General features: G+C 71.5%; 16 protein-coding genes. 8 read left to right on the plus strand and 8 right to left on the minus strand.

Annotated elements, in window-relative coordinates:
• Positions 1-257 precede the first annotated feature (257 nt).
• Both ACW4TU_RS42415 and ACW4TU_RS42420 read right to left on the minus strand, forming a co-directional pair.
• Entirely contained in the window at positions 258-908 is a 651-nt protein-coding gene (locus tag ACW4TU_RS42415; RefSeq protein ID WP_457422428.1) for a response regulator, read from the minus strand.
• Positions 905-2050, minus strand: coding sequence for a sensor histidine kinase (locus ACW4TU_RS42420; protein WP_457422430.1), 1146 nt, complete (start codon positions 2048-2050; stop codon positions 905-907). Before ACW4TU_RS42420 ends, ACW4TU_RS42415 begins: the two co-directional genes overlap by 4 nt.
• Positions 2051-2182: 132 nt before the next feature.
• Between ACW4TU_RS42420 and ACW4TU_RS42425 the strand changes: the two genes are divergently transcribed.
• Positions 2183-2914 carry a class I SAM-dependent methyltransferase gene (locus ACW4TU_RS42425; protein ID WP_457422432.1) on the plus strand — a complete coding sequence of 244 codons (732 nt, stop codon included), beginning with the start codon at positions 2183-2185 and terminating at the stop codon, positions 2912-2914.
• Positions 2911-3534, plus strand: coding sequence for a DedA family protein (locus ACW4TU_RS42430; protein ID WP_457422434.1), 624 nt, complete (start codon positions 2911-2913; stop codon positions 3532-3534). Before ACW4TU_RS42425 ends, ACW4TU_RS42430 begins: the two co-directional genes overlap by 4 nt.
• Positions 3535-3560: 26 nt before the next feature.
• Here ACW4TU_RS42430 and ACW4TU_RS42435 read toward each other — a convergent pair whose 3' ends face one another.
• The 4 genes from ACW4TU_RS42435 to ACW4TU_RS42450 all read right to left on the minus strand — a co-directional run bounded on the left by ACW4TU_RS42435 (position 3561) and on the right by ACW4TU_RS42450 (position 9715).
• The gene (locus ACW4TU_RS42435) at positions 3561-4217 is read right to left on the minus strand and encodes a response regulator (protein WP_457422436.1); all 657 of its coding nucleotides are present in this window, start codon (positions 4215-4217) and stop codon (positions 3561-3563) included.
• Between the two features lie 72 nt (positions 4218-4289).
• Positions 4290-5612 (minus strand): sensor histidine kinase, encoded by a 1323-nt coding sequence (locus tag ACW4TU_RS42440; RefSeq protein ID WP_457422438.1) that lies wholly within the window; start codon positions 5610-5612, stop codon positions 4290-4292.
• A gap of 1141 nt (positions 5613-6753) precedes the next feature.
• Entirely contained in the window at positions 6754-9204 is a 2451-nt protein-coding gene (locus tag ACW4TU_RS42445) for an MMPL family transporter (protein ID WP_457422440.1), read from the minus strand.
• A gap of 298 nt (positions 9205-9502) precedes the next feature.
• A complete protein-coding gene (locus ACW4TU_RS42450) occupies positions 9503-9715 on the minus strand; it encodes a hypothetical protein (protein WP_457422442.1) in 213 nt (70 codons plus the stop codon).
• 291 nt (positions 9716-10006) lie between these two features.
• Here ACW4TU_RS42450 and ACW4TU_RS42455 point away from each other — a divergent pair, with 291 nt between their 5' ends.
• The 3 genes from ACW4TU_RS42455 to ACW4TU_RS42465 all read left to right on the plus strand — a co-directional run bounded on the left by ACW4TU_RS42455 (position 10007) and on the right by ACW4TU_RS42465 (position 14742).
• Positions 10007-10789, plus strand: a complete 783-nt coding sequence (locus ACW4TU_RS42455) for an oxygenase MpaB family protein (RefSeq protein WP_457430588.1) — start codon at positions 10007-10009, stop codon at positions 10787-10789.
• 57 nt (positions 10790-10846) lie between these two features.
• Positions 10847-13081 (plus strand): serine/threonine-protein kinase, encoded by a 2235-nt coding sequence (locus ACW4TU_RS42460; RefSeq protein WP_457422444.1) that lies wholly within the window; start codon positions 10847-10849, stop codon positions 13079-13081.
• 65 nt (positions 13082-13146) lie between these two features.
• On the plus strand, positions 13147-14742 hold the full coding sequence (locus ACW4TU_RS42465) for a phytoene desaturase family protein (RefSeq protein WP_457422446.1): 1596 nt from the start codon (positions 13147-13149) through the stop codon (positions 14740-14742).
• 15 nt (positions 14743-14757) lie between these two features.
• Here ACW4TU_RS42465 and ACW4TU_RS42470 read toward each other — a convergent pair whose 3' ends face one another.
• Positions 14758-15567: an SDR family NAD(P)-dependent oxidoreductase gene (locus tag ACW4TU_RS42470; RefSeq protein WP_457422448.1), complete on the minus strand. Its 810-nt coding sequence runs from the start codon at positions 15565-15567 to the stop codon at positions 14758-14760.
• A gap of 87 nt (positions 15568-15654) precedes the next feature.
• On the opposite strand from ACW4TU_RS42470, the gene ACW4TU_RS42475 reads away from it, so the two are divergent.
• Positions 15655-16509, plus strand: a complete 855-nt coding sequence (locus ACW4TU_RS42475) for a helix-turn-helix transcriptional regulator (protein WP_457422450.1) — start codon at positions 15655-15657, stop codon at positions 16507-16509.
• Positions 16510-16536: 27 nt separating this feature from the next.
• Here the strand turns inward: ACW4TU_RS42475 and ACW4TU_RS42480 are convergent, their stop codons facing one another.
• On the minus strand, positions 16537-18315 hold the full coding sequence (locus ACW4TU_RS42480) for a serine hydrolase domain-containing protein (protein ID WP_457422452.1): 1779 nt from the start codon (positions 18313-18315) through the stop codon (positions 16537-16539).
• Between the two features lie 182 nt (positions 18316-18497).
• Between ACW4TU_RS42480 and ACW4TU_RS42485 the strand changes: the two genes are divergently transcribed.
• Together ACW4TU_RS42485 and ACW4TU_RS42490 are read left to right on the plus strand one after the other, a co-directional pair.
• Positions 18498-19640 (plus strand): NAD(P)H-dependent flavin oxidoreductase, encoded by a 1143-nt coding sequence (locus ACW4TU_RS42485; RefSeq protein WP_457422454.1) that lies wholly within the window; start codon positions 18498-18500, stop codon positions 19638-19640.
• Between the two features lie 62 nt (positions 19641-19702).
• Entirely contained in the window at positions 19703-21199 is a 1497-nt protein-coding gene (locus ACW4TU_RS42490) for an acyl-CoA synthetase (RefSeq protein ID WP_457430590.1), read from the plus strand.
• Positions 21200-21268: the final 69 nt, after the last annotated feature.

Here is a 21268-nt window from a genome sequence, read left to right on the forward strand (position 1 = left end):
GCGCACTGTGACCCGGTGACCAGTGTGAAGACCTCGGTGGGCGCGCCATGCGCAACGTCGACCCGCGCCGGCAGCCGGGCAATTCGGGAAGAACGTCGAAGCCGTCGACCGGCTCGCCGAGCTCGCGGCGGCCAAGGGTGCCACAGTCTCCCAACTCACCCTGGCCCGGCTCCTGTCCCGGGGCGAGCGCCCAGCGGCGAATCGACGGTTTCGGCGCGGTGTCGGACCTCGTCTTCCGTGGTCCCGGCCGCCGCTCGTCAGGTTGTGAGTCCCGCGTCGCGGGCCAGCAGGGCGGCCTGGACGCGGTTGGTGACTTCCAGCGCGGTCAGGACACGGCTGACGTGGGCCTTGACGGTGCTCTCGCGCATCGCGAGGCGAGTGGCGATGTCGGCGTTGGTGTCGCCGTGGGCGAGGAGGGTGAGCACGTCGCGTTCACGGGGGGTGAGCCGGTCCAGCCGGGCTTTGGCGGCGGTTGTTTCGGGCTGGTTGGCCGCGTGGTAACGGTCGATGAGGCGGCGGGCCGCGGTGGGGTGGAGCATGGCCGAGCCGGCGGCCACCAGGTGGACGGCGCGCAGTATTTCGGCGGGGTCGGTGTCCTTGAGCAGGAATCCGTCGGCTCCTGCGGCGAGGGCGTCGTAGACGTACTCGTCGAGGTCGAAGGTGGTCAGGATGATCACGTTGGGCGGGTGGGGAAGGGCTCGCAGACGGGCGGTGGCGGTGATGCCGTCCATGCGGGGCATGCGTACGTCGACGAGGGCGACGTCGATGCGGTGGGCGGTGGCCTGTTCGATGGCCTTCAGGCCGTCGGGGGCCTGGGCGACGACCTCGATGCCGGGGTCGCCGTCGAGCAGGTCGGCCAGGCCGAGGCGGACCAGGGCGTCGTCGTCGACGATCATGGTGCGGATCATGTGCGGGTGCCGTTCTGTTCGATGCCGGCGGGGTGGGGGATGCGTGCGGCCAGCCGCCAGGCGCCCGCGCCCGCCGGTCCGGAGTCCAGGTGCCCGCCGAGGGCGGTGACGCGTTCACGCAGGCCGATGAGCCCGTACCCGCTGCCGACCGTGTCCGTGCGGGGAGTGCCAGGAGGGTTGGTGACCTCGACGAGTGTGGTGGGCGGCCCGTAGTCGATGCGTACGGTCACCGCAGCGCCGTCGGCGTGCTTGCGGGCATTGGTCAGTGCTTCCTGGACGATGCGGTACACGGCCAGACGGTGGGTGGTGGGCGCCTGGTCGGGAAGGCCGTCGGTGGTCAGCTCGATGTGCTGGCCGGCGGCGCGGGCCTCGTCGGCCAGTTCCCCTACTTCCCTCATCATCGGCGTGAGGGCGACGCCGGCCGGCGTCGCGTCGGGGTCGCGCAGCACACCGAGAACGTCGCGCAGATCGGTGAGGGCCTCGACGGACGTCGTGCGCAGCAGGCCGAGGCGTTCGGCGACGGGTGCGGGCAGTGTGTCGCTCCTGCTGGCCAGGACACCGGTGTGCAGGGCGATCAGGCTCAGACGGTGAGCCAGGACGTCGTGCATCTCGGCGGCGATACGGGACCGTTCCGTGATGCGGGCCGTCTCCTCGCGCAGCTGTGCCTCGACACTCAGGTGCTCGACGTCGGCCGCCAGCGCCAGGAGCAGGCGGCGCCGGCTGCCCAGCCACAGCCCGACGAGCACGGCCAGGACGGGCAGGAGCACGGTGGCCGCGTACGACTGGCCCGTCCAGAGGGAGGTGGCCCGGTAACTGAACAGGTTGGCGCCCAGCGCGGCGACAGCACAGCCCACCGCCGTCCGCGCCCGGCGGTCCACGGCCAGGTCGTACAGGACGACTGCGAGCATGGGCAGCAGCAACGATCCCCACCACGCCGTGGCCACGGTGACCAGCAACGGCGCGGCGGGCCATCGCAGCCGGGGCACGAGCAGGGCTGCTCCGCACACCAGCGCTGTGGCCATGAGAGGGGCCAGGTAGCGCCCTTGGACCGCCGCGTCGTTCAGCACGGCGGCCAGTACGCACAGGGCCACGAGAGCCCCACGCGCGCAGGCCGCCCATCTGCGGCTTTCTCTGCTGCTCACCTGCGCCATCCTAGGCAGACCGGTGCGCTGTTCCGTCCGACGATCGATGGTATCCACCCCCTACTTTCGTAGGGGGAAGTCGTCGCCGTACGACGGATCCCATGGCTGGCGCGGGAATCTAGCGTCGATTCCATGAACCACCGGACCACCTCCCACGACCGTTTCCTTACGCAGCGCAACACCGAAGGCTGCATGTTCCTGATCGAAGCGGCCCGTGATCTGCGCACCACGGGTGCCATAGCCCCCAGCGGCAAGGCCCTGGCCCGTGTGCTCACCGACCCCGTACGGGCTCAGGCGCCCCACCCGCTGGCAGTCCTGGAAGCCGGCGCCGGCACCGGCCCGGTCACCCGGGCCCTGATACCGCGGCTGTCCCGGGGCAGCCGCCTGGACATCGTCGAGGCCAACCCGCGTTTCGCCGCGCGACTGCGCACCCTCGTCGCCACGCACCCGCACCTGACAGCCACGTCCGCGCAGGTGAACATCTATCAGACCTACGTCGAGCAGCTCGACACCGACCAGCGGTACGACGTCATCGTCTCCGGGCTGCCCCTGACCAACTTCACGCCCGCGCAGGTCGAGCGCATCATGGCCCGCTACCTGGAGCTCCTCCACCCCGGCGGAACGCTGACCTACTTCGCCTACCTCGGCACCCGCAGGGCCCGCGCCCTGACGGCATCGCGGGCCGAAGCCCGCCGCCACGCCGCCGTGGACGAGATCATGGCCACCTACCAGCGCACCTACGCCACGGGCCGCTGGACGGTGTGGGCCAACCTTCCCCCCGCCTACGTCTGGCATCTGCGACGCCCTCTCGTCCCCGCGAAAACGGACCAGCTCGTGCCGCGGTTGGACAGGGCGAGTCGGTGAACGCGCTCTCCGACATCCTCGGCCACCTCTCGCCGGTTGCGGCGTACACGGTGGTGGCCGCCGCGGTCCTGGCCGAGTCGGTCCTTCTCGTCGGCGCTTTCGTCCCGACGCTGACCCTGCTCCTGACCGCCGGCGCGCTGGCCCGCAGCGGCCAGGTCAGCCTTCCTCTCGTCATCGCGGCCGCGGCCGGAGCCGTGGTGGCGGGTGACTTCCTCGCCCACCGCACCGGCAGGTACCTCGGTGACCGGCTCCGCGGCGGCTCCATGGGCCGTCGAGTTCCGGATGCCGCGTGGGGCCGGGCCGAGACGCTGATGACGCGCCACGGCGGCCGGGCGGTCTTCGTGGCCCGCTTCGTGCCGGTGGTGCGCACCCTCGCCCCGCACTCCGCGGGTGCCACCCGCCTGCCCTACCGGCGCATCGCTCCGTACAGTGTCGTCGCCGCCTGTGTGTGGGCCACGGCGGAAGCGGGCGTCGGATACGCCGCCGCGACCTCTCTCCAGCGCGTCCTCACGCTGGGCGGCCCCGCCCTCGCCCTGGTCGCTCTGACGGCGATCGGGGGCTCGCTCCTGTGGCGAAGAGGGCGCCGCCCGTCTCCGCCGGCCCAGGAACCGGCGTCCTAGCCCGCCACGAAGTCCTCCGGCCATGCTCAGGCAGGCCTGACGAGGCCGGCGTCGTAGGCGAAGATCACGGCCTGGACCCGGTCCCGGACCCCGATCTTGGTGAGGATGCTGCTCACGTGTGACTTGACGGTGGACTCGGCGAGGGAGAGGCGTTCACCGATCTCGGTGTTGCTCCAGCCGGTCGCGATGGCGGTGAGTACCTCGCGTTCGCGGTTGGTGAGGCGGGCCAGCTGCCGTTGCTGTTCGGGCGTGTGGCCCGGCAGACGGCTGCCGAACGCGTCGATGAGCTTGCGGGTCAGACCGGGTGAGATGACGGCGTCGCCGGCGGCCACCGCGCGGATGCCGGCGACGAGTTCGTCGGGCATGGCGTCTTTGAGCAGGAACCCGGACGCGCCGGCGCGCAGGGCGTCGTAGGCGTACTCGTCGAGGTCGAAGGTGGTCAGGACCAGGACGCGGGAGCGGCCGCCGGACTTGATGATGCGTCTGGTGGCCTCGATGCCGTCCATGCCGGGCATGCGGACGTCCATGAGGACGACATCGGGCTTCAGCTCGGCGGCCTTGCGGACGGCTTCGGCACCGTGGGTGGCCTCACCGATGAGGGTGAGGTCGGGGTGCTGTTCCAGGAGCATGCTGAAGCCGAGGCGTTGCAGGGCCTGGTCGTCGACGATGAGCACGGTGGTCATGTGGCGGGGTTTCTCCGTTCCGGTCGTGGATGGGGGTATCTCCCTGTTCATGGGGAGGGGAGGAGCCGAGGGCTAGGGGGAGGGCGGGGTGGTCAGGAGGCTGGCGTGGACGCTCCAGCCGCCTGCACGGTTGGGTCCGGCGGTGACCTGGCCCTGGTAGATGGCCGCACGTTCGCGTATGCCGATCAGGCCGCGGCCGTTTCCGGTGCCCCGTCTCCGGGAGAGGGGTGCGCGGAGGGGGCCGGTGTCCTCGACGTCGACGTGGACCGTGCCGTGCCCGACGGTTACCCGGACGCTGCTGGAGGTTTCGGCGGCGGCGTACTTGAGGGTGTTGGTGAGAGCTTCCTGGACGATGCGGTAGACGGCGAGCTGGAGGCCGGGGGCCAGCGCGGTGAGGTCGCCGTCGGTGCCGAGGGTGACGGTGGGGCCGGCGGCGCGGACGCGTTCGATCAGCGGGTCGAGGTCGGCGAGGCCGGGTTGCGGGGCGAGCGGGGCATCGTGCGGCCGGTCGTTGTCGTCGCCGATGACGGCGAGGAGCCGGCGCAGTTCTGCGAGGGCGCCCCGGCCGCTGTCGGCGATGATCCGCAGGGTCTCGGCACCGCGCTGGGGCTTGGTCTCGGTCAGGCCGGCGGCGCCGTCGGCGAGGCCGACGATGACGGCGAGGGTGTTGCCGAGGATGTCGTGCATCTCCTTCGAGACGCGGGCGCGTTCCTGGGCGACGGCGAGGCGGGCCTGCTGGTCCTTCTCCTTCTGCAGGGCGGCGATGACGACGTTCACCAGGCGGTGGGCGAGGCCGAGGCCGGCGATGGCCGTCACCGTCACCATCCCCAGCAGGATGAGGGGTTCCGGGCGTGCGGAGTAGTCCGGCTGACCGTCGCCCCACAGCCCGGCGGCCCAGACGACCAGCTGCGTCAGGGAGATGGCCAGGGCGATGAGCAGTTGGCCGGGGGCGGCGAAGCGGCCCACGTTGAACAGGGCCACGATGCGTGCGACGTCGGCGCCGGCGTTGGCACCCTGGAGTGCCCCTGCGTGGGCCAGCACAGCGGTGGCAGTGGTGAGCGCGAAGACCAGCATGGGCCTGCGCTCCCGCCACAGCAGGGGAACGGCCATGGCGACGGTGAGGGCCAGCTCCTCGGCGATTCCGCCTCCGCCTCCGCCTCCGCCTCCACCGGCGGAGGCGAGGACGGACGGCAGGCCCAGGGCGGCGCAGACCAGCGGGACACCCCACCGCCGGACCCAGGGGTGGGTCCGGTCCGCCCAGGCCCAGGAAGACAGCCGGGTGATGATGGACACGATCACCCGCTGCTCGGCATCGGCCGTCAGTGCCTCGGGCAGTTCGGGCCGACCGGGGAAGGGTCGACCGGACCGGGAGTCCTGTGGGGTCGTGGGGGTCAAGATCTGGGCCCTTCGCGGTGCAGGCGAGCCGCCCGCCGGTCCCGGGGGAGTGGACGGACGGGCGGCGACTGGGGGCGAGCGCCGACCGGGGCCGACCGCTCTTTCGCGATCGTACGGCTGACAACGGTTCGGGGGCGGCGGCCGTTCTGACCTGGTCAGCGCCCTCGCCCCTGCCCACACCGGCGAAGCCGGGGCCGAACCGCGGGAGAAGGCCGCCGTGGGGCGGGCGGCCTGACGGGCTTCGAGGGCGTGACGCGGTTTCCGGCCCTCGGACACGTCGGAGGCGAGTCGGAGTCCGCTGCCACGGCGAGTCCCAGGATGCTGACGCCGGCCGGCCGGGGCGGCGGCACCGAGCCCACGAACGTGGATGCCAGGAGGAGGATCCACGAGTGGACGACCGGTGGTGGTGGGTGAAACGCCGACCGGCTCGAGTCGGTGCGGACCATTGGCCACGAAGTTGCTCCCGCCGGGAAAGGACGTCATTGCCTGGACGGGCCTGACCAGTTCCGGGCTTCAACCTAGAAGCGGGATCGACCGATGCCATGGCACCGCGGGAGGGAATCCCGCGGCGCCGACTAGTACCGGGGTACCAGAGTTCGTCCTCCTCACGGCTGCGCCGGGCGAGTGGTGTGCGGCGCGGTCGGGCCCGACTCGTAGGCGAAGGCAACGGCCTGGGCGCGACTGCGGGCGCCGATCTTGGCGAGGACGCGGCAGGCGTACGACGTGACGGTGGTCGGGGCGATGGACCATACCGACCAGGCCCCGGCCGCTGCCCGTCCGGCCGGGGCGCGCGTGGGGGCCAGGCGTCGCTGCCGACCGCGAGGCGGAGGACCGGGACCCCCCACCGCCGGGCCCGGGGACGGGCCCGGTCGGCCCGCCGCCACGAGGCGAGCCGGGAGATGACCGACGCGATCACCCGCTGCTCGGGATCGCTCGTCAGGGCCTGAAGGAACAGGCCTTCGTCCGTGCGTGATTCGGGAGCGGGGGCGGCTCGGTGCGGTCACGGGGGAGGCCCTTCGCGATGTCGGGCCGTCCGCCGGCCCGGGGGGATCGGGCCGGGGGACGGGGCAGGGGTGCCGGCCGGTGAGAGTCGGCCGCCAGGTCAGGAGCCGTGCGGAGGCCGGTGCTGCGGCTCGGTGCGTCAGCTCCTGCGGATCGGGTTCTTCAGCAGCTTCCTGCGTGCCGGTGCCTCCGGCGGGTCGGTAGGGGTGGTGGCGTCGCCGCCCCGTGCGAGGCGCTGCTTGAGCCTGGACAGTCCGCGTGCCTTCCCGGGACCCTGCTGGGCAGGTGCCGGCGTGTCCGGCCCGACGGAGATGCGGCCGTCGGTGAAGGCGCGGGGGGCGCTGTGGTCGTCCGAGCCCGTGTGGGCTCCCGCGGCGACACCGGCGAGCACGGGTACGGACGCGGGCGCGGAGTCCGTCTGTTCGGTTTCGAGCGCGTGGCGCAGTTTCTCGCCCTCGACGTCCACGTTCGGGAGGATCCGGTCGAGCCACTTCGGCAGGGTCCAGGAGCGGTGGCCGAGCAGGGCCATCACCGCGGGGACGATGGTCATCCGGACGACGAAGGCGTCGAAGAACACGGCGGCGGCGAGCCCCAGGCCGATGGACTTGATCAGCGCCTCGTCGTCGAGGAGGAATCCGGAGAAGACGGAGACCATGATGATGGCGGCGGCGGTGACCACCCGGCCGCTGTGCCGGAAACCCTGCACGACGGCCTCTGCGGGTTCGGCACCGTGGACGTACTCCTCCCGCATGCGGGAGACGAGGAAGACCTCGTAGTCCATGGCGAGTCCGAACACCACGCCGATCAGCACGATGGGCAGCAGGCTGACGATGGGTCCGGTCTGGTCGACGCCGAAGAGGTCCTTCAGCCAGCCCCACTGGAAGACCGCGACCAGGACACCGAGGGTCGAGACCACGCTGAGCAGGAAGCCCAGGGCGGCCTTGAGCGGGATCACGATCGACCGGAAGACCAGCAGGAGCAGGACCAGGGCCAGGCCGACGACGATGGCCAGATAGGGGATGAGAGCGGCGGAGAGCTTGGTGCTGACGTCGATGTTGACGGCGGTCAGGCCGGTGACCATCAGCTCGGCGCCGGTGTCCCGGTGCAGGGCGGCGCCGTGGTCGCGCATCTCGCCCACGAGGTCCTTGGTGGCCTCACTGGTGGCGGCGCTCCTGGGGACGACGCCCAGCAGGGCCACGTCGCCGGCCTGGTTGAAGGAGGCCGGACGGACAGCGGCGACATCGTCCAGCTTGCTCAGCATGGTGTACGCGTCCTGGGCGGCTGTCTTGGGACTGTCGCTGTCCCGGGCGTCGACGACCACGGTGAGCGGTCCGTTGAAGCCCGGCCCGAAGCCCTTGCTGAGGGTGTCGTAGGCGATGCGCTGGGTGCTGCCGGGAGGCTTTCCGGAGTCGTCGTTCAGGGCCATCCGCAGGGACATCGCGGGGATGGCCAGCACGGCCAGGGCGGCCACCGAGACCGCGAGCACCTTGACCGGGTTGCGGGTGACGAACTTCGCCCAGCGCACGCCCATCGACTCGCCCTCGCCGCGCTCCAGCGCCTTCATACGGCGGGTCAGCATCCTGCCCTTCATGATCCGCATACCGGCGAAGCCGAGCAGGGCGGGCAGCAGGGTCAGCGCGATGACCACGGCGACGGCTACGGCGAAGGCGGAGGCCAGGCCCATGGCGGTGAGCACGGCGATGCCGATGACGCTCAGGCCACTCAACGCGACGATCACGGTCAGACCGGCGAAGACGACCGCGGACCCGGCGGTGCCCACGGCACGTCCGCACGCTTCCTCGGGATCGTGGCCGTCGCGGATCTCGTTGCGGTAGCGGGAGACGATGAACAGCGCGTAGTCGATGGCGACGGCCAGCCCCAGCATCAGTGCCAGGGTCGTGGAGGACGAGGCCAGGTCGAAGAAGTGTGTGGCGAGCGTGACCGACAGGACGGCCGCGGCCACCCCGAGGATCGCGGTGAGCAGGGGCAGCCCGGCCGCGATCATCGAGCCGAAGGTGATCGCCAGAACAATGGCGGCGACCCCGACGCCGATCAGCTCGGCCGCCTTGCTCGCGGCCTTGGCCTTGACGGCGTTGCCGCCCAGGCTCACTTTCAGGCCGGCCTTCTCGCCCCGCTCGACGACGTCGCTCTGCACGGCGTGGGCCGCGTCGCTGACGTCGGTCTGGGGGACCTTGTAGGACACCTGGGCGTAGGCGATGGTGCCGGACCCGCTGACCAGACCGCTGGCGAAGGGATCGGTGACGCCCGACACCTGCGGCGACTTCTCCAGTTTCGCCACCAGGGACTCGACCTCCGCCCTGTTGGCGGCGGAGGTGAGCTTCTGCCCGCTGGGCGCCTCGAACACCACACGCGCGGTGGCGCCGTCGGCGGAGGCCTGCGGGAACTCCTTCCGCAGCAGGTCGATCGCCCGCTGCGACTGCGTGCCCGGAACGCTCAGGGCCCCGGAGGATGTGCCGGGCGCACTCATGGCGCCGATGCCGATGGCGGCCAGGACGGCGACCCACAGCATCACGACGATGCGTCGTCGCCTGAACGACAGCCGGCCGAGCCGATAGAGGAAGGTGGCCACGGAATTACTCCCACCAGGAGAAGAGATCTTTGGGTGAGCCGGTCCTGACTGACCCGCGATCTCAACCTAGGAGCGGTACCGGGCGACCATCCGGTACCGCGGAACCGAATCAGGCGGAGCCCGTTGGTACTGCGGTACTACGCCCTGTCCTCCTCGCAGCCCGGCGGCCGGCGATGCTCCAGTCGAAGAGAGACGGTGCCCCCGCGACGGCCTTCCGTTGCCGTCCTCGCCCGGACCTGAGCGGTCCTGTCCTGGCCAACAGTCCTGGTAACAGGTGGGGACAACCGCAGATGCGGTGTCAACCGCGGGGGAATTCCACGCCGTCGAGGCGGAATACGGCTTCGGCCTCGTCGCGCCTGGTGGTGTGCAGCTCCCAGTACAGCGGGGCGATCTGTTCGGGCTGGGCCGCCTCGACGCCCGGGATGACGGAGACGCCGATCGAGGAGTCGATGGCGATGTGGGCGGCCTGGATGCCGGTGTCGGCGTCGGCCAGTTCCTTGTGCAGGTTCATCACCCAGTTTCCCGCACACGACGCCCTCTACCGGGCGATGCTCCGCAACGCCCCCGCCGAGGTCACCGCACCCGAACCCGGGAAGGGCGGCCGAACCCGGGGCCGGTAGCATCACGGCCCGTTGCGGGAATGGCCCGGAGGTGCCGGGGAAGGATCCGGGGTGACGTCGTGGTGGAGGGCGTGCCTTTACATGCTGCCCGACAAGGGAGGCGTCGAGTGGACGGCATACGCGCAGGCGACCCGGGACTGTTCGGCCCCCGGTCCGTGACATGGCAGTTGCACAGCGATCCCATGATGTGGGTCGCCGGCATCCGCGCCCTGTACTTCCAGGCGCTGCATCCGCGCGCGGTGCGCGGGGTCATCCAGAACTCGGAATTCCGGAAGGAAGCCTGGGGTCGGCTGATGAGCATCGCGAACTTCGTCGGCACCACGACCTACGGAACCAAGGACGCGGCCGAGAAGGCGGGCGCCAGGGTCCGGAAGATCCACCGCATGATGTCCGCCGTCGACCCGGACACAGGAGAGCGCTACGGCGTCGACGAACCCGGACTGCTGCTGTGGGTGCACTGCGCCGAGATCGACTCCTATCTGCACATCATGCGCCGCTCCGGATACCCGATCACCGACGTCCACGCCGACCGGTACATCCGTGAACACCTGGTCAGTGCCCGCCTGGTGGGCCTCGACCCCGACGGCGTACCGGCCAACCAGGCCGAGATGCGCGCCTACTTCGACAAGGTCCGGCCCGAACTGGCCGTCGGAGCCGACGCGCGCGAAGTGGACGACTTCCTTCGCCGGCCGCCGACGCATCCGCTGCTCGTCCCGGCGCGTGAGGTGCTGTGGCGGCGCGTATCGCGGCTGGCGTACGCCTCCCTGCCGCCGTACGCCCACGAGTTGTACGGCAGAGCCGCAGCCGAACCGGCCGTCGTCACCCGGCAGTTGCGTGCCACCGGCACCCTGCTGCGCCGTATTCCCGCACGTCTTCGCTGGCAACTTCCGCCCAAACACGTCCTGCGGGCCATGTCGCGGCTCGGCCCCGGCTCGCGGCCCGCGCCGTACAAACTCGGAGGATAGCTCGCCATACTGGACGGGCCGGGGGAGGGCGAACAGGACCGGGGGCGGCAGCACGAGATGGCGGACACCAGACTGATCCAGGGCCGGTACCGGCTGATCGATCAGATCGGGCGCGGCGGCATGGGGGAAGTGTGGCGTGCCCGCGACGAGTCGCTGGGGCGGCAGGTCGCCGTGAAGTGTCTGAAGCCGCTCGGGCCGCACCACGACCAATCCTTCACGCGGGTCCTGCGGGAGCGGTTCCGGCGGGAGGCGCGGGTGGCCGCCGCGTTGCAGCACCGCGGCGTGACCGTCGTGCACGACTTCGGTGAGTCCGACGGGGTGCTCTATCTCGTCATGGAGTTGCTGGACGGGCGCAATCTGAGCCAGCTCCTGGAGGACAACAAGCATCATCCGCTGCCCGTCCCGGACGTCGTCGACATCGCCGACCAGGTCGCCGCCGCCCTCGCCTACACCCACCAACAGGGCATCGTCCACCGTGACCTGAAGCCCGCGAACATCATGCGGCTGACCGACGGTACGGTGAAGATCTGCGACTTCGGCATAGCGCGCCTCGGCCACGACATCGGCTTCACCTCCCGGCTGACCGGCACCGGAATCGCGATGGGCACCCCGCACTACATGTCGCCGGAGCAGATCGGCGGCGGCGAGGTCGACCAGCGCAGCGACCTGTACTCCTTCGGCTGCGTTCTCTACGAACTGTCCACCGGGGTACCGCCGTTCGACCTGGACGACGCCTGGGCGGTGCTCATCGGACACCGTGACACCCCGCCCGAGCCGCCGCGCAGCCACCGGTCCGAGATCCCCGAGTTCCTGGAACGGGTCATCCTCGCTCTCCTTGCCAAGCTTCCGGATGAACGCCCGAGCGACGCGCGGGAGTTGGCCCGCCGGATCAGCGCGGGCCGGGCCACCCCGTTGTACGTGCCGACCGTCGTCTCCCCGCAGCCCCGGTTCCGGTCCCCCGAGCCCGCCGCCCGCGAACCCCGGCTGCCTTCCTGGACCCGGGGCATGACCACCGGCCACAAGGCGACCGGCGCCGGGATCGGCACCGCGCCCCCGGACCCGTCGGCCGGCCTCACCGGCGACTGGATCGCCCGCCCGGTTACCGGCCGCCCCGAGGAACCCCTGCCGCAACTGCCGCCCGCGCCCTCGTCGCAGGCGCTCGACGCGCTGGCCGGGCGGCACAACGCGGGCCTGAGCCTGGGGCGCCTCGGTCGCTGGGCGGAGGCGGGCGAGGTGCACCGCGCGGTCGCCGCCGAACGCGAGCACATCCTCGGACCGGCCCACCCGGAGACCCTCGCCAGCCGCTACGAGATCGGCTTCACCCTCAGCCGCACCGGCCGTGCCGCCGACGCCCTGCGCGAGTACACCCATGTGGCCGGGGAACGGGAGCGGGTGCTCGGCGCCGACCACCCGGACACGCTGGCCGCCCGGCAGGAAATGGCATACGTCCTGGGGCAGTTGGGCCGTCACTTCGACGCGCACCAGGCCTACACGACCGTCCTGGCCGCCCGGGAGCGCACGATGGGCCCCGACCATCCGGACACCCTGCGCTGCCGTCACAACCTCGCCTTCAACCTGAGCCGTCTGGGACGCCTGGAGGACTCGTACCGCATGGCCTGCGAGGTGGCGACGGCGCGTGCCCGGGTGCTCGGTGCCGCCCATCCCGACACGCTGGTCACGCAGTACGAAGTCGCTTACGCGCTCGGCCAGTTGGGGCGCTGGCCCGAGGCCCTCCAGACGTATCGGGAGGTCGCCGCGGCGCGCGCCGAGGCGCTCGGTCCCGACCACCCCGACACGCTCGCCGCCCGCTACGAGGTCGGCATCAGCCTCGGGCGGCTCGGCCGCAGCGCGGAGGCCCTCAAGCTGTACCGCGAGCTGATCGAGGACCGCACCCGTGTCAACGGCCTCGCACATCCCGAGACCCTGCGCGCCCGGCACGGTCTCGGCGTCAACCTGGGCCGCCTCGACCGCTGGGAGGAGGCACTCGCCGAGTCGCGCGACGTGTGCGCGATCCGCGAACGGATACTGGGCGCCGACCACCCGGACACGCTGGTCAGCCGCCGCGAGGTGGCCGTCGGCCTGGGCTGGCTCGGCCGCTGGCCCGACGCCCTGGCCGAGTACCGGCGGGTCGCCGCCGCCCGCGAGCAGGTACTCGGCGCCGACCACCCCGACACCCTCGCCAGCCGCAACGACGAGGCCCACTGTCTGGAGCAGCTCGGCCGGGGCGCCGAAGCCGTCGAGCTGTACCGGCGGGTGGCGGTGCTGCGGCAGCAGCGGGCATCCGGCCGCTGAGTGTCCCTGGGCTCCTCGGCCGAACAGCTCTGGCCCGGGTGGATCATCACGTGTTACGAAGAACCATGCCCGCACACGAGCGCCCCGACCGATCCGGCCGGCCCCACCGGCACGACCGATACGACGCGGTGATCGTCGGCGGTGGCCACAACGGCCTCGTCGCCGCCGCCTACCTGGCCCGCGCCGGGAAGTCCGTGCTGGTCCTGGAACGGCTGGCCGGCACCGGCGGCGCCGCCGTGTCGACCCGCCCGTTCGCCGGGGTCGACGCCCGGCTGTCGCGCTACTCCTACCTGGTCAGCCTGTTGCCGCGCAAGATCGTGCGCGATCTCGACCTGGACTTCCGGGTACGCGGGCGCACCGTCTCCTCGTACACCCCCGTGGAACGGGACGGCCGGCCCACCGGGCTGCTCGTCGGCGGCGGTGAGCGCCGCACCCGCGAGGCCTTCGCTCGCCTCACCGGAGGGGAACGCGAGTACGAGTCCTGGCGACGTTTCTACGCCATGACCGGCCGCGTCGCCGAACGGGTGTTCCCCACCCTCACCGGGCCCCTGCCCACCCGCGACGAACTCCGCCGCCGTGTCGACGACGAGGACGCCTGGCGCACCCTCTTCGAGGAGCCGATCGGCACCGCCGTCGAGGCGAACTTCGCCGATGACCTCGTACGCGGCGTCGTCCTCACCGACGCGCTGATCGGCACCTTCGCCGACGCCCACGACCCCTCCCTGCGGCAGAACCGCTGCTTCCTCTACCACGTCATCGGCGGCGGCACCGGCGCCTGGGACGTGCCCGTGGGCGGCATGGGCGCCCTCACGGACGCGCTGGCCGGCGCCGCCCGGAACGCGGGCGCCGTGCTCGCCACCGGCCACGAGGTCGTACGGGTGGACACGGACGGCCACGCCGCCGAGGTGACCTACCGGACAGCCGACGGAGAGGGCACGGTGGGCGCCCGGCACGTCCTGGTGAACGCCTCGCCGCAGGAACTGGCCGCACTGACGGGGGAGGCCCCGCCGAGCCCCGCCGAGGGTGCCCAGCTCAAGGTGAACATGCTGCTCACCCGGCTGCCGAGGCTCAAGGACACGTCCGTCGACCCGCGCGAGGCGTTCGCCGGGACCTTCCACATCGCCGAGGGGTACGAGCAGCTGGCCGCCGCTCATGCCCAGGCGACGGCCGGTGAACTGCCCGCCGCGCCGCCGTCCGAGATCTACTGCCACTCGCTCACCGACCCGACGATCCTCGGCCCGGACCTCGTCGAGCAGGGCTACCAGACGCTGACCCTCTTCGGCCTGCACACGCCCGCACGGCTGTTCGCGAGCGACAACGACGCCGTCCGGGACGAGCTCCTGAAGTCCACCCTCGCCCAGCTCGACGCCCACCTCGCCGACCCCCTCGCGGACTGCCTGGCCACCGACGCCGACGGCCGCCCCTGCATCGAGGCGAAGACCCCGCTCGACCTGGAACGCGACCTGCGACTGCCCGGCGGCAACATCTTCCACCGCGACCTCACCTGGCCGTACGCCCAGGAGGACAGCGGGCGCTGGGGCGTGGAGACCGGGCACGCGAACGTCCTGCTCTGCGGGGCGGGCGCGGTGCGCGGGGGCGGGGTGAGCGGGGTGCCGGGGCACAACGCCGCCATGGCCGTGCTGGAGGCCGACAAAGGCTGACCCCGCCAGTACCTGTCAGGCGCGCATGCCGCCGTCGACCCTCAGGACCGTGCCGGTGACGTACGACGCGCGGTCGCTGAGCAGCCAGGCGGCGGCCTCGGCGACCTCCTCCGGGGCGGCGGCCCGGCCGAGCGGGGTCTGCGCGCTGAACTGCTCAAGGGTGCCGGGGGACTCCGCGTCCCAGGCGAGCATCATCTCGGTGAGCGTCGTGCCGGGCGCGATCGCGTTGACGCGGATGTCCTCCGGGCCGTACGTCACCGCCGCCGACGCGGTGAGGCTGTTCACCGCCCGCTTGGCCGCGCCGTACGCGGGCAGCCAGGGGTTGCCCATCAGGCTGCCCACGCTGGACGTGTTCACGATGGCCCCGCGGCCGGCGGTGGCGCGGATCGCGGCGACCTCGGCGGACATCGCCAGCCACGGACCCTTCAGGTTGACCGTGTAGATCGCGTCGAAGTCGGCCTCCGGCATTTGCTCCATCGGGCCCGGCCGCTGGTTCACGGCACCGTTGTTGAAGGCGACGTCGAGGCGGCCGTACAGCTCTACGGCCCGGTCGACGGCGGCCCGGACACTCGCCGCGTCGGCCAGATCGCAGATGACGTACTCGGCCGTGCCGCCGACCGCCCGGATCTCCTCGGTCACGGCCTTGAGCTGCGACTCCGTGCGGGCCGCGAGGAGCACCCGGGCACCCTCCCGGGCGAACAGCCGCGCCGCGGCGGCGCCGATGCCACGGCCGGCACCGGTGATGAAGGCGACCTTGTCGGCGAGCAGACCGAGAGAGGCGATCGTCTGCCGCGTGTTCTCTTCTGTGTTGCGTGTGTTCTCCATGGCTACGAGCCTGCTGGCGGCCGTACGGCCTATCCAGGCACCAGCGGTACCTGGATGGGCGCCTTGTCTCCCGCGCACACTGGGCACGTGAACCGACGAGAACTGGCGGACTTCCTGCGCGGCAGGCGCGAGCGCATCACCCCCTCCGACGTGGGGCTGCCGGCCGGGCCGCGCCGCCGCACGCCGGGGCTGCGCCGCGAAGAGGTGGCGCAGCTGGCGTACATCTCGATCGAGTACTACACGCGCCTGGAGCAGGCCCGGGGCCCCCGCCCGTCCCGCGAGGTGCTGGGCGGACTCGCCCGCGCCCTGCGACTCTCGGACGCCGAACGCGACCACCTGCACCACCTCGCCGGGGCCCCGCCCGGCCCGCCGCCGGGACCCGAGCGGACGGTCCGGCAGAGCATCGTCGACCTGCTGCACCGGCTGCCGCAGGCTGCGGCGATCGTGCTCTCGGCGACGAACGAGGTCATCGCCTGGAACGACCTGGCCGCCGCCCTCATGGAGGACTTCTCCGCGCTGTCGCACCGTGACCGGAACCTCGTCCGGCGCGTATTCCTGGGACCGTTCCGTGCGGACGGACGGGCACTGTACGGCGTGTCGGACGCCGACGAGTTCGCGCGGACCTCGGCCCACCACCTGCGCGCCGCTGCCGCCCGCTATCCCGACGACCCCGAAGTGACCGCGTTGGTCGACGAACTCCTCACCGGAAGCACGGAGTTCGCCCGTCTGTGGGCCGAGCACGACGTGACCGCCCTCCCGACGCTCCAAAAGACCTTCCAGCACCCCCTCGTCGGCCCGGTCACCGTCAACTGCGACGTCCTCGACATCACCGACCGGGACCAACGCGTCGTCATCTACACCGCCACCCCAGGTTCGTCGTCGGAGGAGGCACTGCGGCTGCTGGCGGTCGTCGGCACGCAGCGCATGGATGTGTCCGGCTGAGGCCGGCCAACTCTGGTGCAACGGGGGTCAGTCAGCGGATACCGTCCAGCCCACCGCCTCGATGCGCGCCGTGTCCGCCGGGCGCGTCTCGTCGAACACGGTGCCGTCGGCGCCGCGTACGGCCAGCCCGTCCACGTACGCTCCACGGCCGACGTACAGCCGGTCGGTCGTGTACCGCCAGCGCAGAACGAGAGCCGGAGCGGCGGGAAGGGCCGCCGAGAGGCGGTGCCAGACGCGCCCCGTCCAGCCGGTGACCGCACCCGTCGGATGTTCCTGCGGGGTGCCGTCGGCGGGGGCGGTCGTGAACGGGACCGGCTGCCAGGTCACGCCGCCGTCGGCCCACGCCTCCAGGAACAGGGCGTCCGACTGCGGCTCGGTGTCCCACCACAGGGCGCACCGCAGGCGGGCGTCGGCAGTGATGGTGAGGGGCGGGAGGGTGAGTGTCGCCGTCGTCGCGCTCGCCATGCCGGAGAACCAGGCTGTACGTCCGTGGCGTGGGCGGACCGGCACCGCGCGGGCCAGGTTGTTCGCGGCGGCGACCCGGGGTGCGGAGCCGGAGCGCCAATTGCGCACCGGGTGCACGGAGTTGCCGAGCACGACGAGGAAGGAGTCGGTTGTCGGGTCGAGGACGATCGAGGTGCCGGTGAAGCCGGTGTGCCCTGCGGTGCGGGGCGTGGCCATCGCGCCCATGTACCAGTGCTGGTAGAGCTCGAAGCCGAGACCGTGCTCGTCCCCGGGGAAGGCCGTGTTGAAGTCGGTGAACATCAGGTCGACCGACGCGGGCGACAGGATGCGCGCCCTGCCGTAAGTGCCGCCGTTGAGCAGCGTACGGCCGAGAACGGCGAGGTCCCAGGCCGACGAGAAGACGCCTGCGTGGCCGGCCACTCCGCCGAGACTGTAGGCGTTCTCGTCGTGCACCTCGCCCCACACCAGGCCCCGTTCGAGCCCGGACCAGGGTTTGCGGGAGTCCTCGGTGGCGGCGATCGTCGGTTTCCAGGAGGCGGGCGGGTTGTAGCGCGTGCGGCGCATACCGAGCGGAGCGGTGATCTCGTCGTGGAGCTGGGTGTCCAGCGGGCGACCGGTGATCTTCTCCAGGACCAGCTGGAGCGAGATCAGATTGAGGTCCGAGTAGAGGTACTTGGTGCCCGGCGGGTTCAGGGGAGCCTGGTTCCAGACGAGTTCGAGCTTCTGCTCGTGGGTCGGGGCGTTGTAGAGCGGGATCCAGGCGCGGAATCCTGAGGTGTGGGTCAGGAGTTGACGGATCGTCACGTCCTGCTTGCCGGCCCGCGCGAACTCCGGCAGATACGCGGCGACCTTTCCCTCCAGCTCCAGCGCACCCCGCTCCAGTTGCTGCACGGCCAGGATCGACGTGAACAGCTTGGAGACCGACGCGAGGTCGAACACCGTGTCCTCGGCCATCGGGATCTGCTCCGAGGCCGGGAACTCGACGCCGGTGTCCGTCTTCTCGTCGTACGCCGCATAGCGCACCGCCATGCCGATCGGCCGGTGCAGTGCCACGGTGGAGCCACGCCCGGCCAGCAGCACCGCGCCCGCGTACCAGGGGTGGTTGGGGGAGGGGCCGAGGAACGCCGCGGCATCCGTGACCAGTTGGTCCAGGTGCTGGGGGAGGAGCCCGGCCCGTTCGGGTGAGCCGGGGTGCAGGATCGGGCGGTGGCCCGTTGTCCTGGGGGTGGCCTCGGCCGGTCCTGCGGGGAAGGAGGCGAAGGTCAGGGCGCCGCCCAACGCCAGCGTGCGTCTGCCCAGCTGCCGTCGCGTCAGTCCGCCGCTCGTCGCGTCCTGCGTCATCGAGGAGCCTCCCACCCGCACTGCCTGAAAATACTTTCGGGACCGCCCTGCGGAGTGAAACCTTCGTGTCACCCGAGATGGGTGTCAACCACGTTGTCGGCCACACGGGTTCACGGCCAAGAATCTGACGGTGTATCAGAAAAGGTCTTCCCTCGTCCGGAGGACTGCGGCATCCTGCGGCCATGCAGACGGAGCTGAGCAAGAAACTGGGAATCGAGCACGCCGTCTTCGGCTTCACGCCGTTCCCCGCCGTCGCCGCGGCCATCAGCCGGGCCGGGGGTTTCGGGGTGCTCGGAGCGGTCCGCTACACGGCACCGGACGACCTCAAACGCGACCTGGACTGGATCGAGGCGCATGTCGACGGCCGGCCGTACGGCCTGGACGTCGTCATGCCGGCCCGGAAGGTCGAGGGGGTGACCGAGGCCGAGGTCGAGGCGATGATCCCCGAGGGGCACCGCCAGTTCGTCCGGGACACCCTGGCCAAGTACGGCGTGCCCGAGCTGGCCGAGGGCGAGGAGTCCGGGTGGCGCATCACGGGGTGGATGGAGCAGGTCGCCCGTAGTCAGCTCGACGTGGCCTTCGACTACCCGATCAAACTCCTGGCGAACGCGCTGGGTTCGCCGCCCGCCGATGTCGTGGCCCGCGCGCATGATCAGGATGTGCTTGTCGCCGCCCTCGCGGGCAGCGCCCGGCACGCGCGCAAGCACGCCGAGGGCGGTATCGACATCGTCGTCGCACAGGGCTACGAGGCGGGCGGCCACACCGGCGAGATCGCCTCCATGGTGCTGACTCCCGAAGTCGTCGACGCCGTCGACCCGTTGCCGGTGCTCGCCGCCGGCGGTATCGGCAGCGGCCGGCAGGTGGCCGCCGCGCTGGCCCTCGGCGCCCAGGGGGTCTGGCTGGGCTCCCTGTGGCTGACCGTCACCGAGGCCGACATGCACTCGGCCGCGCTCACGCGGAAGCTGCTCGCGGCCGGCTCCGGCGACACCGTCCGATCCCGCGCCCTGACCGGCAAACCCGCACGCCAGCTGCGCACCGAATGGACCGACGCCTGGGACTCCACCGACGGACCCGGCACCCTCCCCATGCCGCTGCAGGGTCTGCTCGTCGCCGAGGCGGTTTCGCGCATCCAGAAGTACGAGGTCGACCCGCTTCTCGGTACACCGGTCGGTCAGATCGTCGGCCGGATGAACAGCGAGCGAAGTGTCCAGGCCGTCTTCGACGACCTGACCAGCGGCTTCGAAGAGGCTGTGAACCGAGTCAACCGGATCGCGGGACGGAACGCAGACGGAAGGAACGCCGACGGAAGGGACGACCGGTCGTGAGCGGGACAGTGAGCGAGACCCCCAACGGATTCTGGGCGCAGGCCACCGCCGACCCCGAGCGTATGGTCCTCATCGCGCCCGACGGTGAGCAGTGGACCGCCGGACGACTGCACGCCGCCACCAACCAGCTGGTCCACGGGCTGCGCGCCGCCGGACTCGAACGCGGTGACGCCTTCGCCGTGGTCCTGCCCAACGGTGTCGAGTTCCTCGTGACGTATCTGGCCGCCTCCCAGGCCGGGTTCTACCTCGTCCCCGTCAACCACCACCTCGTCGGGCCCGAGATCGCCTGGATCGTCTCCGACTCCGGCGCCAAGGTGCTCATCGCGCACGAGCGGTTCGCCGACGCGGCACGCGCCGCCGCCGACGAGGCCCAGCTCCCGGCGGAGCGGCGGTACGCGGTCGGCGAGGTCGACGGATTCCGGTCGTACACCGAACTCCTCGACGGACAGCCCGAGTCGCCGCCCGACGAGCGCACTCTCGGCTGGGTCATGAACTACACCTCGGGCACCACGGGCCGCCCGCGCGGCATCCGGCGCCCGTTGCAGGGCAAGCCGCCCGAGGAGGCGTACCTCGGCGGGTTCCTCGGCATCTTCGGCGTCAAGCCGTTCGGCGGGAACGTCCACCTCGTCTGCTCGCCGCTCTACCACACCGCCGTGCTGCAGTTCGCGGGCGCGTCCCTGCACATCGGGCACCGACTGGTGCTGATGGACAAGTGGATGCCGGAGGAGATGCTCCGCGTCATCGACGACCACAAGTGCACGCACACCCACATGGTGCCGACCCAGTTCCACCGGCTGTTGGCGCTGCCGGAGCGGGTGCGGCGGGCGTACGACGTGTCGTCCATGCGGCACGCCATCCATGGGGCCGCGCCGTGCCCCGACCATGTGAAACGGGCCATGATCGACTGGTGGGGCGACTGTGTGGAGGAGTACTACGCGGCCAGCGAGGGCGGCGGGGCGTTCGCGACCGCAGAGGACTGGCTGAAGAAGCCCGGCACGGTCGGCAAGGCCTGGCCGATCAGCGAACTCGCGATCTTCGACGACGACGGCAACCGGCTGCCGCCCGGCGAACTCGGCACCGTCTACATGAAGATGAGCACCGGCGGCTTCGCCTACCACAAGGACGAGAGCAAGACACGGAAGAACCGCATCGGCGACTTCTTCACCGTGGGCGACCTGGGCGTCCTGGACGAGGACGGCTACCTCTTCCTGCGGGACCGGAAGATCGACATGATCATCTCGGGCGGGGTCAACATCTACCCCGCCGAGATCGAGTCCGCCCTGCTCGCCCACCCCTCCGTCGCCGACGCCGCCGCCTTCGGCATCCCCCACGACGACTGGGGCGAGGAGGTCAAGGCGGTCGTGGAAGCGGCGCCCGGACATGTGCCGGGGCCCGACCTCGCCACCGAGATCCTCGGCCACTGCGCACGCCAACTCGCCGGGTACAAGCGGCCCAAGAGCGTCGACTTCATCGAGCGGATGCCGCGCGACCCCAACGGCAAGCTGTACAAGCGGCGGTTGCGCGACCCGTACTGGGAGGGCCGCACGCGGGCCGTGTGAGGTGCGGTGTGAACCGTGGATGTGGTCCCGCCCCGACAAGGGGACGGGACCACCCCGGGCCGACTGTGC

The organism is Streptomyces kryoterrae (genome assembly GCF_054072135.1).